General features: G+C 62.1%; 16 protein-coding genes and 1 pseudogene. 7 read left to right on the top strand and 10 right to left on the bottom strand.

The genetic code is table 11. The annotated features are described in order from the left end of the window. Positions 1–27 precede the first annotated feature (27 nt). The 6 genes from XI05_RS24110 to XI05_RS24085 form a co-directional block, all read right to left on the bottom strand. Positions 28–516, bottom strand: coding sequence for a hypothetical protein (locus tag XI05_RS24110; protein ID WP_271506391.1), 489 nt, complete (start codon positions 514–516; stop codon positions 28–30). A gap of 62 nt (positions 517–578) precedes the next feature. Next, entirely contained in the window at positions 579–905 is a 327-nt protein-coding gene (locus tag XI05_RS24105; RefSeq protein ID WP_271506388.1) for a hypothetical protein, read from the bottom strand. 188 nt (positions 906–1,093) lie between these two features. Further along, on the bottom strand, positions 1,094–2,539 hold the full coding sequence (locus XI05_RS24100) for an IS1182 family transposase (RefSeq protein WP_271506386.1): 1,446 nt from the start codon (positions 2,537–2,539) through the stop codon (positions 1,094–1,096). 192 nt (positions 2,540–2,731) lie between these two features. Beyond that, positions 2,732–3,622 carry an ABC transporter substrate-binding protein gene (locus tag XI05_RS24095; protein ID WP_271506384.1) on the bottom strand — a complete coding sequence of 297 codons (891 nt, stop codon included), beginning with the start codon at positions 3,620–3,622 and terminating at the stop codon, positions 2,732–2,734. 337 nt (positions 3,623–3,959) lie between these two features. Then, complete coding sequence (locus tag XI05_RS24090) at positions 3,960–6,701, bottom strand: EAL domain-containing protein (protein ID WP_271506382.1); 2,742 nt, start codon at positions 6,699–6,701, stop codon at positions 3,960–3,962. Between the two features lie 62 nt (positions 6,702–6,763). Further along, the gene (locus tag XI05_RS24085) at positions 6,764–8,029 is read right to left on the bottom strand and encodes a FecR family protein (RefSeq protein WP_271506379.1); all 1,266 of its coding nucleotides are present in this window, start codon (positions 8,027–8,029) and stop codon (positions 6,764–6,766) included. Between the two features lie 133 nt (positions 8,030–8,162). On the opposite strand from XI05_RS24085, the gene XI05_RS24080 reads away from it, so the two are divergent. The 4 genes and pseudogenes from XI05_RS24080 to XI05_RS24065 all read left to right on the top strand — a co-directional run bounded on the left by XI05_RS24080 (position 8,163) and on the right by XI05_RS24065 (position 11,589). Then, positions 8,163–9,959, top strand: coding sequence for a ShlB/FhaC/HecB family hemolysin secretion/activation protein (locus tag XI05_RS24080; protein ID WP_271506376.1), 1,797 nt, complete (start codon positions 8,163–8,165; stop codon positions 9,957–9,959). 150 nt (positions 9,960–10,109) lie between these two features. Beyond that, positions 10,110–10,940, top strand: coding sequence for an alpha/beta fold hydrolase (locus tag XI05_RS24075; RefSeq protein WP_271506373.1), 831 nt, complete (start codon positions 10,110–10,112; stop codon positions 10,938–10,940). 56 nt (positions 10,941–10,996) lie between these two features. Further along, positions 10,997–11,236 (top strand): hypothetical protein, encoded by a 240-nt coding sequence (locus XI05_RS24070; protein ID WP_271506371.1) that lies wholly within the window; start codon positions 10,997–10,999, stop codon positions 11,234–11,236. 19 nt (positions 11,237–11,255) lie between these two features. Then, positions 11,256–11,589 (top strand): annotated as a pseudogene (locus XI05_RS24065) (c-type cytochrome). A gap of 242 nt (positions 11,590–11,831) precedes the next feature. Here XI05_RS24065 and XI05_RS24060 read toward each other — a convergent pair. Both XI05_RS24060 and XI05_RS24055 read right to left on the bottom strand, forming a co-directional pair. Beyond that, positions 11,832–12,173, bottom strand: a complete 342-nt coding sequence (locus XI05_RS24060; protein WP_036007681.1) for a phasin — start codon at positions 12,171–12,173, stop codon at positions 11,832–11,834. 146 nt (positions 12,174–12,319) lie between these two features. After that, positions 12,320–12,505: a hypothetical protein gene (locus tag XI05_RS24055; protein WP_025037658.1), complete on the bottom strand. Its 186-nt coding sequence runs from the start codon at positions 12,503–12,505 to the stop codon at positions 12,320–12,322. Positions 12,506–13,082: 577 nt separating this feature from the next. On the opposite strand from XI05_RS24055, the gene XI05_RS24050 reads away from it, so the two are divergent. Beyond that, positions 13,083–13,439, top strand: a complete 357-nt coding sequence (locus tag XI05_RS24050) for a hypothetical protein (protein WP_172785498.1) — start codon at positions 13,083–13,085, stop codon at positions 13,437–13,439. Between the two features lie 45 nt (positions 13,440–13,484). Here XI05_RS24050 and XI05_RS24045 read toward each other — a convergent pair whose 3' ends face one another. Both XI05_RS24045 and XI05_RS24040 read right to left on the bottom strand, forming a co-directional pair. Continuing rightward, positions 13,485–14,060, bottom strand: a complete 576-nt coding sequence (locus XI05_RS24045) for a hypothetical protein (protein WP_036007689.1) — start codon at positions 14,058–14,060, stop codon at positions 13,485–13,487. Between the two features lie 47 nt (positions 14,061–14,107). Further along, positions 14,108–14,644 carry a GcrA family cell cycle regulator gene (locus tag XI05_RS24040; protein ID WP_271506368.1) on the bottom strand — a complete coding sequence of 179 codons (537 nt, stop codon included), beginning with the start codon at positions 14,642–14,644 and terminating at the stop codon, positions 14,108–14,110. 155 nt (positions 14,645–14,799) lie between these two features. Between XI05_RS24040 and XI05_RS24035 the strand changes: the two genes are divergently transcribed. After that, on the top strand, positions 14,800–15,408 hold the full coding sequence (locus XI05_RS24035; protein ID WP_036045323.1) for a S24 family peptidase: 609 nt from the start codon (positions 14,800–14,802) through the stop codon (positions 15,406–15,408). A gap of 105 nt (positions 15,409–15,513) precedes the next feature. After that, entirely contained in the window at positions 15,514–15,789 is a 276-nt protein-coding gene (locus XI05_RS24030; RefSeq protein WP_271506366.1) for a hypothetical protein, read from the top strand. Positions 15,790–15,800: the final 11 nt, after the last annotated feature.

Raw genomic sequence — 15,800 nt, 5'->3', positions numbered from 1 at the left:
AAGTGCTGGCTCTGCGTTGCTACTGACCTAGTTTACTTTCTCCTCGGACCTAGAAGGTCCCCAAGCATATGCCTCTTCGGGGCTGCTAAACGCTCGTATGATCGGTTCGGAGAAACCAAGCACTTCGTAGCAGTAGTCGCTTCCGACAAAGGAGAAGTGCCGCGGCTTCCGACCGACCGGATCGGTCGCAGCGTAGGCTTTCAGCAATGCCGAGTTCTCAGCTTCTTTAATGTAGACTCCGCCGTCGTAGCGGCCAGTTGTTTTGTCCCCGTGATCGGCGATCGAATAGATCATTTCTTCGATGCCCGAATAGATCTCGCAGGACATTTCGATGCCGTAAGCGCGAAGGCCGGGGTTCGGTGCCACCACGATGAGATAGAGAACACCACGCCAAAGGCCTTGATCGAAAACAAAAGGTGGGCGTTCGATGCCATCGATTATCGAAGGGTGGGGCCGCCATTTGATAGTGGGATCAGGAAACAACTGGAGTCCTTTTCGGTATGAAAGTTGGGTCATGGCCGACAACAAGGCGCTGGGTCGAGATTGTCGCAATGGGCCAATCGGCGACGTGAACCACCCTATCGAATGATGTTGGCTTCTCCGATAACGCCGGCCTCCCAAAGATAAAACTTGTCGTTCGCCGTGAGTGCCGAAGTCGCCTCCGCGCCTGATAGAAAGACGAAGCCAAGCGTTCGCCGTTCGCCCGGCATCATTTCGCTTTTGAGCAGCAGATAGCCGTCCCAACCGTCGACTGGAGCTTTGTTCGTGCTGCTGCAGGGACACCCCCACCCCAGCCCGACAGGTGACTTCCTCCCTCCTGCATCAGTTGGATAGAGGTAGACCTCTGCTGTGAGGTCAGGAAGACCAAGGGCAAGGCGTCGTCGCAGGGTGGCTTCTCGGGTCATGGACTTTCATAGCACCACTGTGTTGCGAAGTCCGCTTTGGGTCTTGGTTGTGTGCAAACGGATGGTCGGCACGCGGCCGTGGTCGCCAATCACTGCAGGCGGCTGAGGTTCTCGCGTCGGATCGCCCAATGACGGCCAAAGCGGGTATCGCGAGGCGGTATTGCGCTTTTGGACGTACTTTCCGGCCTTCAGACGGCGCGGATGGCTGCAATCAGGCGCGGTTTGCCGACGATGTTCATCACCCGCGTGAGGTTATAAGCGAGAACATGCAGCGCCATCTCAGCGGCAACATTCCGTAAGCGCTTCATCAGGAAGTGGGTCGCACCCATACGGGCTTTGATCGTGCCGAAGGGATGCTCGACCGTCTCGCGCCGCGTCCGCATGGCTTTGGGATTGGAATCGAGCCGTCTCTGGACCTCCTCGACTACATGTTCATGCTCCCAACGAGTGATGCGGCGCTCCTTGGATGGCGTACATTGGCTCTTGATTGCGCAGCCTTGGCACGCTGCTGTCGACCAGTAACGGCGCAGCGTCATTCCATGCTCGATGTTGGTATAGCGATAGGGCAGCAGTTGGTCGGACGGGCAGCGGTAGACGTCCTCATCAGACAGGTAGGCGAAGTCCTGTTTGCCGAACCGACCCTCCGCCTTGGCGTTCGACGTCATGGGCTTGGGCAGCGTGACTACAACGCCAGCCTCTTCGCAGGCCAATATCTCCTCTCCGTCGAAGTAGCCACGGTCGGCGACCGCCTCGAGTTTGTCCACTTCGAGCACTTCTTTGGCTTGCTTCGACATCCGAGCAAGCTGCCCACGGTCGTTGCCGACGTTTATGACCTCATGCGTAACAATCAGATGGTGTTCGGTGTCCACCGCGACCTGGACATTGTAGCCGACGACACCCGATCCGCGTCCGCTGGTGGCCATCGAACGGGCATCCGGATCGGTCAGCGATATCTGTTGATCCGGCGTCTTGCGCATCTGCGCGTCAAGCACTTCCAGGCGGCTCATCTCCTGCTTCAGTCGAGCGATCTTTTCCTTGATCCTCGTTGTCTTGATGCTGATCGCTTCCGATGGCTCCTGCCGATCGGCGCTATCCAGTTGACGCAGATATCGCCCGACGCTTTCCTCGATTTGCGCCATCCGCCTCGCCATCTTGGCATGCGTGAAGTTGCGATCGCGGTTGTTCACTGCCTTGAACTTGCTGCCATCGATTGCGACGCTTGGGGTCTGCAACAGGCCCATTTGCCGGCATAGCGCAACGAACTTCGCACAAACCTTCCGAAGCGCCGCACCATTGTCCTTCCGGAAATCGGCGATCGTCTTATGATCGGGAGCCAGGCGGCCGATCAGCCACATCACCTCGATATTGCGGCACGCCTCACGTTCCAGGCGGCGACTGGATTGCACCCGATTGAGATAACCGTAGATGTAAAGCTTCAGAAGGACTGCTGGATGATAGGAAGGCCGGCCCGTCTCCTTGGCGATCACACGCTCAAATCCCATTCCATGCAGGTCGAGCGCCTCGACAAACACGTCGATCACATGGACCGCGTTGCCCTCGTCTACCCAATCCTCCAGACATTCCGGCAAGAGCGTCAGCTGGGATCTGTCCGCGCCTTCAACGAAGCGTCCCATCCGTATCCCCCCATTAGGAAACGGAGGAATCGTAACCGACTCGCGGCTTTTCACACAGCCAGGGTCAAAGGCTGCCCTCGGCGGCTCCGGCGATGGCTTCCGCTCAGCCCTCGGAAGCGGACGGTGCGAGCCTGAGAGGGGAAGTCAGCCACGGGCCAATTCCGGACTCATGCAGCGCAGTAAACTACCTCCCTATTCGATCACCTCGTCGGCGCGCGCGAGAAGGTTGGGTGGGATGGAAAGGCCGATTGCCTTCGCTGCCTTTAAATTTATCACCAACTCGAATCTGGTTGGTTGCTCGACCGGAAGGTCAGCAGGCGCAGCGCCATTCAGAATCTTCCCCGCATAGACGCCAAGCTGACGGGAAACATCAGTAATGCGAGGCGCGTAACTCATGAGCCCGCCATTTTTTACGAAGAGAGACCACTCGTAGATTGCTGGAATCCGATTCTGGTCGCAAAGGGCCGCCAGTTGCTCTCGACGGGCGATGTAAAATGCGTCTGGGTTGACGAGAAGCGCAACATACTTTCGATCTTTGATCTCATCGAAAGCACCGGCAATCTGCTGGTCTGTGCTCGCTTTCAGAATGCTGATTTGGCGTCCAAGCAACTTCGCCGCTGCTTGAGCGTCTGCTGAGGTTACATCCGCGTTGGGGTTGGTCGGATTAGTCAGTACAGCGATTGTGCCGCCTTCAGGAGTCAACTCGGCCAGAAGCTCCAGTCGCTTGGCGACGAGCTGTGGAGTGTACATGCTGACGCCGGTCGCGTTACCTCCCGGCCTGTTTAGACTAGAAACAACGCCAAGGGACACAGGGTCCATGGCAATCGCAAACACAATCGGGATTGTCTTTGTTGCGGCCGTCGTCGCCAAGGCCCCGTTCGTACCTGTGGCGGCCACAATTACTTGTACGTGACCTTGAATAAGGCTTGCGATCAGTTCCGGAAACCGATCATATTTGCCCTCGGCGAAGCCGTACTCGATTGTGACGTTCTGTTTTTCCACAAAACCTTTTGTCCGAAGACCTTCGCGGAAGGCGACGAGTAGTTCTGTGCTTTTCGGCTGAATCGAAGCCCAGATAACCAACTACCGGAAGCGCGCCTTTCTCTGCATACACCGGACACATGGAGGTAGCCGCCGCAACCACGAAAAGCGCTATGAAGTCCCGTCGCTTCATTCCGTCCTCCATCGTAGTTCGAGGATACGAGTGTAGAGTATCAGGTCCCGATGGTCGTCGCATTCGGTGCGGGTGCAAATGTTGCACCGCAAACGCAGCGTACCGAGAGCAGCTATGGGGTCACAAGCTGCCTTGGCGGGCTGCATCGCCTTGATCGGCTCATCACCTGCAAGCAGACATTTCTGCTCTTTGAGCTAGATCGGCAACGAGCCACAAGGGCAAGTCGCGCAGGCGAAAGCCGCTCGTTCAAGCGGCACTGACCGCCGCGAGTTCAGCCGCCAAAAACTGCTTTTCGAATGCCTCGGCGGGCATCGGACGGCCGAAGAAATAGCCCTGCCCTTCCTCGCATCCCATGCTGACCAGGAAGTCGGCCGTTGCGCGGTTCTCGATGCCTTCGGCCACGACCGTGAGACCGAGCTGCTTGCTGAGGCCGATGGTCGAGCCGACGATGGCGGCGTCGTCGGAATTCGAAAGAAGACCGAAGACGAACGACCGGTCGATCTTGAGGCCGTCGAGCGGAAACTTCTTGAGATAGCTCAGGCTCGCATAACCGGTGCCGAAATCATCGAACAGGATGCGGACGCCGAGCTCCTGAATTCTCTTGAACATTTCAAGCACGCGGCGTTCGTCATGCAGCAGGATGTCTTCGGTGACTTCGATCTCGAGCAGCGACGGCGTCAGCCCCGTCGCTTCGAGCAGTGCCGCGACCGAATGCGCGAGATCGCCGGACTGAAGCTGCGAGGGTGACAGGTTGATCGCGACGCGCACATCGCTGCCGGACAATTCCCAGGCCCGCGCCTGACGGCAGGCGGTCTCCATCACCCAGTTCGCGATCCGCTCCGACAGCGCCGAGGTGTTGACCACAGGCATGAATTCGGCCGGCGAGACGTAGCCCCGCACCGGATGCCGCCAGCGGATCAGCGCTTCGGCTCCGACCAGGCTGCCGTCGAGCAGGCGAACCTGCGGCTGGTAGAACAGCTCGAATTCGCGGCGATCGGCGGCAAGCGCCAGCTCGCGCTCCAGCGTCAGCCGGTTCTCGAGCTCCTGCCGGATCGTGGCTTCGAACACCACATGGCTTCCGCGCCGCGTCGTCTTCGCGCGGCTCAGCGCCAGATGGCCATTGCTCAGGAGATCGTCGGCCTTTTGCCCGCCCTCGGGATAAACGGCGACGCCGACGCTGATCCTGATGCGGTGCTGCCGGTCGCCAGCTGCGAGCGGGGTATCGAACGCGCGCGCGATCCGCTCGGCGAACGCCGGGACCGGCTCGCCAAAGTCAGTGCAGTCGATCGCGATGGCAAATTCGTCGCCGCTGAGCCGGGCGATGATCGCCTTGCCGTCGGCTTCGCTCCGGAGCCGCTCAGCGACCGCGCGCAGCACGAGATCGCCAGCGGAGTGCCCGAGCATGTTGTTGATCTCCTGGAAGCCGTCGAGCCCGAGCACGAGCAACGCGACGCCGGAAGACCGCCGCTCCGCCGCGGCGATCAGATCGGTCAGGCCCACATGCAGCATGTTCCGGTTGGCAAGTCCCGTCAGCGCGTCATGCTCGGCGAGATATCGAATCCGTTCGGCTTCACGCTTGCGGACCGAAATATCGCGCAGGATCGCTCCGTATTGAAAGCCGTCCGTTCCCTGCCAGCCCGAGAAGCTCGCCTCGACCGGGAAGATTTCCCCGGTCTTGCGCCGGCCTTCGAACTCGACGACGACGGCGCCGCCCGGAACCAGAAGCGCCTCGCGCGCGGCGTCGTGCATGGACGGCCTTGCACGTCCGTCCGCCGGCGGAGCGCACAGCGTTTCGAACGGGCGACCGATGATCTCGGCCGGCATGTAGCCGAAGATCGCGCTGGCGCCGGGATTCCAGACCGTGATCCGGTGATCCTCGTCGGTGCAGACCAGCCCGTCGCCGAGCGACATCGCGATGCGATGAAAGCGGCTCTCGGCGATGCGTCCGAGCAGGCTGCGGAAGTCGATTTCGTCGAGCGCAATTGCCGTCAGGTAAGCGACGATCGCGATGTGGAACAGCGACGTATCGATGACCAGGGGCCATGTTGCCTGCACGAGGAGAGCGGCCAGTTCGACCGCCGCCCCGGCTGCGATCAGGATTGCGACGCGAAGTCCTGGTGCGACGCGGCGCCACGAATACATCATCAGCAGGCAGATCGCGCCCAGCCCGAGCACCATGCCGATGTCGGAGGTCCAGCGCAGCGTCCGGTTCTGAAGGATCGATTCAGCGGCGAGTGCCTGGAGGACCGGCCCCGAGACGATTCTGCCGTTCGGAACGCTGAAGCGGTCGCCGAGCTCGAGCGCCGTGGCGCCAACGATGACCTTCTTGCCTTTCAGCCTGTCGAGCGTAGCGGTGTCGCCGCGCAGCACGTCGACATAGGATACAGCGGGAATGGAAGGTGCGCGAATACTGAAATCGATCAGAAAGGGCGGCCGCCGATTGGCATCCTGTCCTGCCAGCACGACGGCCATCGAAGGCATGAACGCGTCGCCGAGCTTCTCGCCGAACGGATAGCGGCGAACCAGCCCGTCGGATTCGATCGCGACATTGACGAGGGCCGGCCACGACTGGTTGCCGAACGCCTTCAGCGGCCGGTTGACGTGGGCCGGGCCGCCCTTCGCCGTCGGCTGCTTGAAGGATGGCAGGATCGTCGAGCCGCCGGCGTCCCGCAACGCCTTGGCGAGGGCCTCGTCGGAGGCGGGATCCGACGGCGTGCTGAAATCGACATCGAAGGCAACATCCTGCGCGCCCGCCGCTTCCAGCCTTCGCAGCAGCTCGGCATGGAGACCCCGCGGCCACGGCCACACCCCGATCTGGTCGATCGACGGCGCATCGATGCCGACCACGACGATGCCGCCGCTGGCCTCACGCGTTTGCCACTTGAATCGAAGATCGGTGAGCGCATTGCGAAGCGCACCGTGCCAGCCAGTGGACAGCACCACCGCGAGCGCGATCACGACGAGAATATGCGGCCGATAACGTTTCACCCGATCCTCCCGCGCACCCGCTTGCCTGCGGGCGCGCCCCCTCTTCCCCTCAGGACATCGCCTCAGTGGCGGTTATGCCCGTACCCGTTGCCATGGCCGTTGCTGCCATTCCCGCCGCCATTGCCATTGCCGTTGCCGTTGTTGCCCCGGCCATTGCCGGTGGCTCCATTGTTGCCGTTGCCGTTGTTGCCGTTACCGTTCTTTCCGCTATTGCCGTTGTTGCCGCCATTGCCATTGTTGCCGTTGCCGCCGCCGTTTCCGTTGTTGGCGCCGGGGCTATCGCTGGATGCACCGGCTGTCGCGGCCGCAATCGCGGCACTCGCACCGGCCGAACTGCCAGCCGATGCTCCGCCGCTCGTGATGACCGCCGTCTGGACGGCGCTGTTGGACCCCGACGTGCTGGTATTGCCATCGCTCCAGACCGTCCCGCTTCCGGAGCTTGCGTTCGCCCTGCGCACCTGACCGGGTGCGTCGCCGCCATGGGCGAGCCCGCGCGTGGCCTTGTGGACATTCAGCTTGACCTCGCCGAGTGCGCTCGAGATGCGCACGACGCCGGGCTTGGCGACGTGACCGCCAGCCGCCTGATGCGACGGCTTCGGCGCACTGGCCGTCTTGTTGCCTTTGTCGATCGGACCGAGCGCATGGATGGCATGGCCATTGGCCGCATGGCGCGGCGCCGACAGGCCCGATTTCGGCACCGGGACACGCTCGATCGTGGGCGCGCGGGGCTTGCCCTGCTCGATCGGATTGAACGTGCCCGCACCGCTCAGGCTGAGACCGGGCTTGCCGTGTTCGAAGACGGTGGCCGCTTGTCCGGACATCACTTGTGCAATTTGCCCCGTCTTGAAATCGGAGACTTCGACCTGGCCGCGGAGCACGCCGACCTTGGTGCTACCAGCACCGACCGTGACGCTGAACTGCGTTCCCTTGACCACGGCGGCGAGATAGGGCGTCTCGACCTCGAAGTGCTTGACGTTGCGCTTCTCGACCTCGAGCAGGATCGAACCTGCCTGCTGGACGATGGTGGTCGACAAGCCGTCCTTCTTCTCGGCCGGCAAGCCCACCACCGAATTGGGAGAGATCAGCATCGTTTCCTCGCCGCGGACGAGGAGTACGCGCCCGTTGCGGCCGGTGCGAATGGTATCGCCAGGTTTCAGCGTTCCTTCCGGGGTCAACGACACCTGCTGGGCGCCGTTCGTTGCAAGCCAGACCTCGCCCGAGGACTTGCTGACGGACCACACACCGTCGTCCGCCGCGAACGCACCGGAGGCCGTTCCCAGGATCAGCGCCGCCGCCAGGGCCCGCCGCATTCCAACCTTGCCGAACATGATGATCCTCAGCCCCGCGTTTCAAGCCAGGCCCTGAGGGGTATCCGAAATCACTCAAGATAGGATTATCGGAAAGCGGCCAGCCGCGCGGTCGGATTAACCAATCGTTGACCATAAAAAACTAAGAAAAATCATGCCTCTAACGAGACCTTACCGCCCCGTCGCAGATCCTCCGTTGAACTACGGAGATTGGGTCGCTGCGCGCGGTGAGAGACGGCATCTCCTTACCGCATTGGTTTCGCTGGCAGCAATTTTCGCGACAACTCCAACGGCACTCGCGCAACAGGCGAACCAGCCGGGTTTCGATCCACGCCCGCCCGAGAAATATTTTGATAACCAGACTGAGCAGGAATCGCTCGGCCGGCCGCCGGTCCGATTGCCGAGCGTCGGACAGCCCACCATCGGCGGCGATACCAAGCCGCAATTCGTGCTGCGCGGCGTCAGCGTCAGCGGCGCCCATGCCATTTCCCCCGATCGCATCGCCGCGATCTACCAGCCTTATCTCGGCCGGAAGGTCTCGCAGGCGGACTTGGTCGCGATCGCAGGCGCCATCAGCGACCTCTACCGCGCAGCCGGCTTCCATCTCAGCCGGGCCATCGTGCCACCGCAGGACATCGCGCACGGCCGAGTCCGGATTCAAGTGCTCGAAGGCGCCATTGTGCAGGCCGAGCTGAAAGGCGACGGTGCCGAGCAGTTCGGCGTCAGGCCGATGCTGGCGCCGGTTCTGGCCGAACAACCGTCGCGGCTGGCAACGCTCGAACGCCAGCTCTTCCTGATCAATGGCAGGCCCGGCGTCCGGATCACCGACACTGCGCTCGAGGAGATCGGCGGTACGACGGGCCGCTTCCGCCTGACCGTCTCCTTGAAGACCTGGCACGTCTTCTCCTCGTTCGGCCTCGACAATCTCGGATCCTCCTCGGTTGGGCCCTGGCAAACCTACGCCACCGGCGCGTTCAACTCCTACCTCACGCCCGGCGATACTGTGGCGATCAACCTGTCGACTATTGCCAACGATCCGCGCCAGCTCGGCTTCGCACGCCTGTCGTACGATGCGCCGGTCGGCGTCGACGGTATCCGCCTCGGCGCTTCCGTCCTGTACAGCGCTGTACGGCCCGGCGATATGCGCCGGCTCGACAGCGACATCACCACAACAGAAGCTTTCGAGGTGCGGGCAAGCACCGTGCCCTTCATGTCGCAATCCTCGGGGCTGACGTTTACTGTGGCAGGCACCTTCAGCAATGTGTCCGAGCACGACATTTACGGCCCCTGGTACAACGACCACATCAGGACCGCGAGCCTGACGGCCGACTACCGGCTGCAGGATCCCCTTGGCGGTACCAATCTGGCGACGCTGACCTTCCGCCAGGGCCTCGACATTTTTGGCGCCTCGCATTTCGACGACGATCTGTTGTCACGCGATGGCGCATCGTCGAACTTCTCGGTGCTGAATCTCTGGTTCACGCGCTACCAGACACTCAACGATGCCTGGTCGCTCAAGCTCGCTGCGGCGAGCCAGACGGCGTCGCGTCCACTGTTCACCTCGCAGCAATTCTATCTCGGCGGCGCTGCCTTCGGCCGCGGCTATGGCGCAGCCGAGATCAGCGGCGACAACGGCCTGGCCGGCTCGCTCGAGCTGCGCTTCGACCAGAAGCTCAATTTCCGCTACTGGACCGGCTATCAGCTCTATGCCTTTGGCGATGCCGGCGCCGTCTGGAACCACGGTTATCGCCTGAGCGACGGGCTGTCGCTGACATCGGCCGGAGCCGGTGTGCGCTTCTTCCTGCCGGACGACCTCCAAGCCGATTTCGGCGTGGCCATCCCCCTGAGCTACCGGGCGCCGGACAACGAGCGTCGCAGCCCACGCTTCGTTTTCACGCTGTCGAGCGCACTCCGGCTCTGCCCCGAGCGCGGCAAGGCTGGCTGTCTCTAGCCGCCCGTTCTTCGGGCGATCGCCCCGGCTTGCCGGCTTTTCCCGGTCTTGCCCGCAGACTTGCCTAAATTTAATCCTCTAACCTTCTCACGATCGCTCGACCGGGGTTCCCGATGACCATGTTCAGGCAAAGGTGATTTGAGACAGACCATGAAGAAGGTGTTTGCCGCCCTGGCGTTTCTCTGCGTCCTTGGCATCGGGCAGTATTTCGTCGTCAGCCGGTTCGCGATCCGCCATGAGACCTTGGCCCTCTTCGACGCCTCGCGCCAGCGGCCGGTCGCGGTCGAGATCGCCGTGCGGCGCGACCATGAGACCAAGGCCAATCTCGGCCTCTGGAAGCTCCCCCTCGCCGTCATCAGCAATGGCAACACCGTCAAGGCGACCGAGTATTCCTTCCTCGCCAACGTGCTCGCCGCGCGAGGCTATCTCGTTGCCAGCATCCAGCAGGACCTGCCGAGCGATCCCCCGCTGATGACCCAGGTCGGTCAGCAATATGTCGGCCGGCGCGAGGTCTACATCCGCTGCGAAGCCAACATTCTCTTCGTGCTGGGCGAACTGAAGAAACAGCAGGAGAACGTCGAATACGACCACATCACCCTCGTCGGCCACTCCAACGGCGGCGATGTCTCGATGTACGTCGCTCATCAGCACCCCGAACTGGTGTCGAAGGTGATCACGCTCGACAATCTGCGGGTGCCCTTCGTGGTCAGCGACCACATGAAGATCCTGTCGTTCCGTTCGAAGGACCCGCACTTCGTGACGGACCCCGGCGTGCTTCCGACGCCCGAAGAGGCCAAGGCGCGCGGCATTGATATCATCCACACCGGCGCACAGCACACGGAGATGAGCGACCGCGGTCCCAACTCGGTCAAGGAGAAGATCCAGGAGACGCTCGACCGCTTCCTGCGTGACAGCACCAGCAGCGCGCTCGCGCCGGCGGATACGAAGAGCCCGATGATAATGAATCCGGCTGACTATTAGCGGGTCCGCTTTGCGGCAGATCAAGGCGGCTCCAAGACGGCACGGTAGAAAGCCTCATGGCGTCGGAGAAACACGTGTCCCACTATACCGAAAGTCTTGATGCGAAGGGCCTTGTTTCGAAGGGCCTTGTTTCGAAGAGCCTTGTTCCGAAGGGCCTTGTTTCGAATGGTCTTGGCCTGCCCGCGGCAAGAGTGCCGGCCTTCGTGCGGCATCTCTATCGTTCGACCCGCAGGCTGCTGCGGTCGATCGTCGCCCGCATTGACCTCTCGCAGTTTCCAGGATCCTGCTGCGGATGAGCGCAGCGGCCGCAAGCGAATGCAGAAGGATTGCCCGACGCTCCGGCATGTGAGACGAGTTTTCCTGCTGCTTGGCCTGGTCTCCGGCGTCGGCACGTCGTCCGCTCTCGGCGCTGATGCCGATCACGGTGCCGACCTCGCCAAGCGCTGGTGCGCGAGCTGCCACGTCGTGGCGAACGGACAGACCCAGGCGAGCGCCGACGTCCCCTCCTTCATCCGTTGCGCGCAGGCCGGATTTCAGCGCGGAAAGGCTCGCGTTCTTCCTGCTCGACCCACACCCGAAGATGCCGAATTTTCCCCTGAGCCAGACCGAAGCCGGCGATATCGCGGCCTACATCGCATCGCTGCGCTAGATGCATGATCGGGCCGGAACGCCGGGCCCTTTTCCCAAAATCACGCCTCAGCGCATGCCAAGCTACACGAAGGGCTACAAATGCAAATCCCTGCCGGTGAACCGGCAGGGATCAGCAGAAAGGATGACGGACGGCGAATGAGATCCATTCGGTGGCCCGTCATGGACCTGCATCAGTATCGAAGCGCGGATATTCACGCCACACAAGATCAATTTGTGGGCACGCTGTACACACACCGAAAGTCAGGATTTGCCCTTGCCGGGTTGCATGAGACTGCCGGTCATCTGACGCATGTGATCTCCGGCGCTGGTGAACTGACTGCGCAGGAAATCGGATTGGATCCGCATCGCCTCCTGGAGGTCGGTGGCATGCACCAGCTTGCGCGCATGCTCGAAGGCCGACTTCATGTTCTGCTCCGTGAAAGCCAGCGCCTGCTTCGACACCTCCGTCCCCGCGCCCGGAACGGACGACATCGATTTGGTCGCCGCTTCAAAGAACATGCCGAAGGCCTTTTCCGCCTGGTCGATCGTCTTCTCGGCCAAGTCACGCAGTTCGGCCGGAACTTCGATTTTCGGTTCGATCATAGTCGCACTCCTCCCTTTTTCCGTCTGAATACCACATTTGCCTGACCGCCATCCAGCCGCCAGCCTTCCGAGGAACGACGCCGGGGAGCTCTGCTCTGGCAGGAAAAGGGTCGGGAAACGGCCTGGGACCGGCGCGCGGCCGGACTTTAGGATAAGGGGTGCTCGGGTAGAGCTTCTTCGGTGGCGAGATCTTCGACCAGCTTGATCACTTCGAAGCGCTGCCGCGGCGCGAGCTTCAGAAAGGCGCGGAGCAGGCGCAGACTTTCGACAGTGCTGCTTGCAGGCACACCGAGCTTGAGATGCAGCTCAGCCGCGAAATTGAGGTTTTTCATCTCGCACCTATGACAAGCATCGGCCTTCGTGATCCGCTCGAGAACCGGACGCCACGACAGACCCCTCGCGACGAACGTTCGGCTGAGGGGACCGGTCGGGTTGCACGCTGAACCGCATCCAAACGTCGGCCTCAACCAGCCGGTTGCAACTATGCCAAGTAACAACCATTCCGGCAAGCCCAACCGTGGGTATAGCGATGCTTGGTCTGCATCGCGCCACGGCGATTCCGGATAACAGGAATATCGATCGCCGTCACCCACCTGCGTCAAGAAGCGGCATCAATCACGCACACAGCAACTCGTGACCGTCAATCAGGCACAGCGTTTCGTCGTGTTTCCGATGTGAATGCACGTTGGCGCGCACGAATTGGCGATTCTTCGGCAGTACACACGCATTTGTTGAATCCGGTCCCGGCGGTTGCATTAAGCGCATGAAAGTCGATCTTGCGGCCGGCCCACCGTGAACCGCCGTCCAGGCGCGAGCGACCAAGCCGTTGCGGCACGGCCACGCAGATACGGGCGCCATGGCTGAAAACTCTTCGATTTGGGCGCGCGTCAGCACCAAAAGGACGACGGCATGCTTTCTCGCTGCGATCTCATCAAGGGCGCCGCAGTCGCTCTGCTCACCCTCTCGACACAAGGCGCATGGGCGCAGGAGACCAAGATGAACCTGTTCAAGATCATCACCATCAAGGACGAAATCGTCGTCGGATTGTCGGCGGAGGAGCTTCAGGCGCTCGGCGGCAACGATGCGAGCGCCGTTGCACACGCGCTGGCACAGAAGGGCGATCTCACCGTCTGGCAATACAACGTGCATCGTGGGCCCAACGGCGAATTACAGCAGGCGCCGACAGCCAAGATCGGGCTGCTGGCCAATGCCTCGCTGCGCGTCGAGCCCTACACCACGCCCTACCAGATCGTACCTCATCCGTAGGCAACAGGCGGGACGCCGGCGGCCGAACCGCCGGCGCCCTTGCAATCATCCACGCCGGCCCCCGCGCGCCGTTCCCGTCTCCGTCGCAAAGCCGTAGATCAGCGCAAGCCGGTCCAAACATTCGCGAAAACGCCGCGCGAAGTAATCGTTCCAGCGTTGCGTCCGGACGGCACGACGCTGCCCAACCTGATCCATGGTCAGACCCAGCACCAGCACGTCGTGCACCAGCGCGGCGCCGTCGGTGCCGAGCTCTCGCTCGATCCGGTTGAGCCGCAGCACCGCCTGCCGCTGGCTCTCGGTGACGGGCTCGCGCGTGCCGGTGCCATCGACATATTCGCGCGTCGTATCCACCGCCTGCGGGCCCCGCTCGGCCCGCTCCCAATCGTTCTGGAAGGCGCGCCCGCCGCGGTATTGCGCCTCGTCGATCTGGTGGTGCGCGTGCAGTCGGCCGAGCGGATCGCCGCGGACCGACCGGATCGCCAGGATCTTCTCGCCGGAATCGAGCGCGAGCGGATTGTCGACCTCCACCTCCGCGATCTCGGCGTTGAACGGCACCTCCCGCGACCGCCGGTCATAGATCTGCGCCAATTTATAGGACTTGTTGCGTCGGGCACGAGCCACTCGGATACTCCTTGCAAGACTGAGGGGTTGAACGGAGGGCGGCACCGTCAGAGCGCCGAGACCAGCTTCAGCACGACGGGGCCTGCTGCACGGGCAGCCGACGCAGCCTCGGAACGGCGCGCCAGGCGGGCATGCGGCGCGCAATAGCTGGAGCCCGGCTGGCGCGGATGGCCACAGAAGGTGATCTCCTCACCGTCCTTGTCGCCGCCATAGGGATATCGGCAGTCGGCCGGCTCGAGCTCGACCAATTGGATCAGGCGCGGTTGGATGCCGACACAGCGCAACTTCACCCGCGCCGCAGGCTTCATGGCGGACTTCGGCGGCAGATTGAGGCTCGGCCACGCCACCCCGCGCGGCGAAAGCAGGCCGGGTTCACCCGGCAAGGGCGGCGCGAGCGCCGGACTCGTCATCCATTGCGGCACGATGAGCCCGAGCCGCTTGGCGCGGCCGACCACCGCGCTGCGCGTATAAGCCGTTCCAAACCTTGCGTTTATCTGTCTTCCGATCTCCGCATAAGACATCCCTTTGAGAAAATAGTCGCGAAGCGCGTCGGAGTGCTCCGACGGCCAATGGCCCGGTTCCATGCTGCTGTCCTGTGATGCGCCTCCACCCGCGAGGCGAGACACACATTCCGTTATTCCGAATACAGAGTCAAGCCATTATTTCTGATATTCATAATTGCATCAATTCCGAATTTCGGATTACAAGAGGCGACGGGTGCGCAATCGAGGGAATCACCATGTTGGACGTAGCAATGATCGAGCGGGGCCTGGAGAAGACGGGCAAGAGCAAGGGCGGCCTGGCTGCGGCGATGGGCGTGCGACCCGGCGCGGTCTCGGAGATTCTCGGCGGCGAGCGCCTGGTGAAGGCCTCGGAGATCATTCCGATCATGGAATATCTCGAGCTCAATCTCGCGCCGATCATGGGCCGGGTCGGAGCCGGCGCGGTGATCGAGCCGGACTACGAACAGGTTCCGCCGGAAGGGCTCGGCGACGTCGCGTTGCCGTTCCCGATCATGGAAGAGACGATCGCATTCGAGATCGTGGGCGATTCGATGCTGCCCAAATACGAAAGCGGCGACGTGATCGTCGTCTACAAGGACCAGCGCCATCCGTTGTCGAGCTTCTACGGCGAAGAGGCGGTGGTCCGGCTCAAGACCGGCGAGCGCTACCTGAAGACCATCGAGCGAGGCAAATCCCCATCCGTGGTCAACCTCACGAGCTTCAATGCCAAGCCGATCGTCGGCGTCAAGCTCGACTGGGTTGGGGAAATCTGCCTGTCCATGCCCAAGGGGCAGCTTGAGCGGCTGCGCGCGAAATCGGCGCGCCCGCGCAAGAAGGGCAAATGAGAGGACCCGGCGATTTCTGATTTATGGAAATCGCCATTGACATAGTTCCGATTTTCAGAAATAATCTGCCGCATCCCGGCCATCGGGGCGCGGCAGGATCGTTTCATGCAATATTTCGTCGTGATGATCGATTATGGGCGGCGAGGCCGCGAGGCGGTCGTCGATCCGGAAATCACCAGGCGAGAGGTCATCTCCCGCCTCGCCTCGGGCGAGTATCGGAACGTCTCATTCATCCACGAGATTGTGGAGAACTCGGTCGAGGATGTCACCGAGGCCGTCCTGGCGGAGGCAGCCCTCCCACAGATCGAGCCCGAGGACGTCGACCTCCAGGCGATCCGCCTCGATCACGTCCGCGACCTGCGCAAGCACGAGCCGATGTGACGCAGGCTTGA

Source organism: Bradyrhizobium sp. CCBAU 11357 (genome assembly GCF_028128865.1).
Lineage (GTDB): Bacteria > Pseudomonadota > Alphaproteobacteria > Rhizobiales > Xanthobacteraceae > Bradyrhizobium.
The sequence above is the reverse complement of the archived record's forward strand: the minus strand, read 5'-3'. Positions and strand labels throughout refer to the sequence as shown.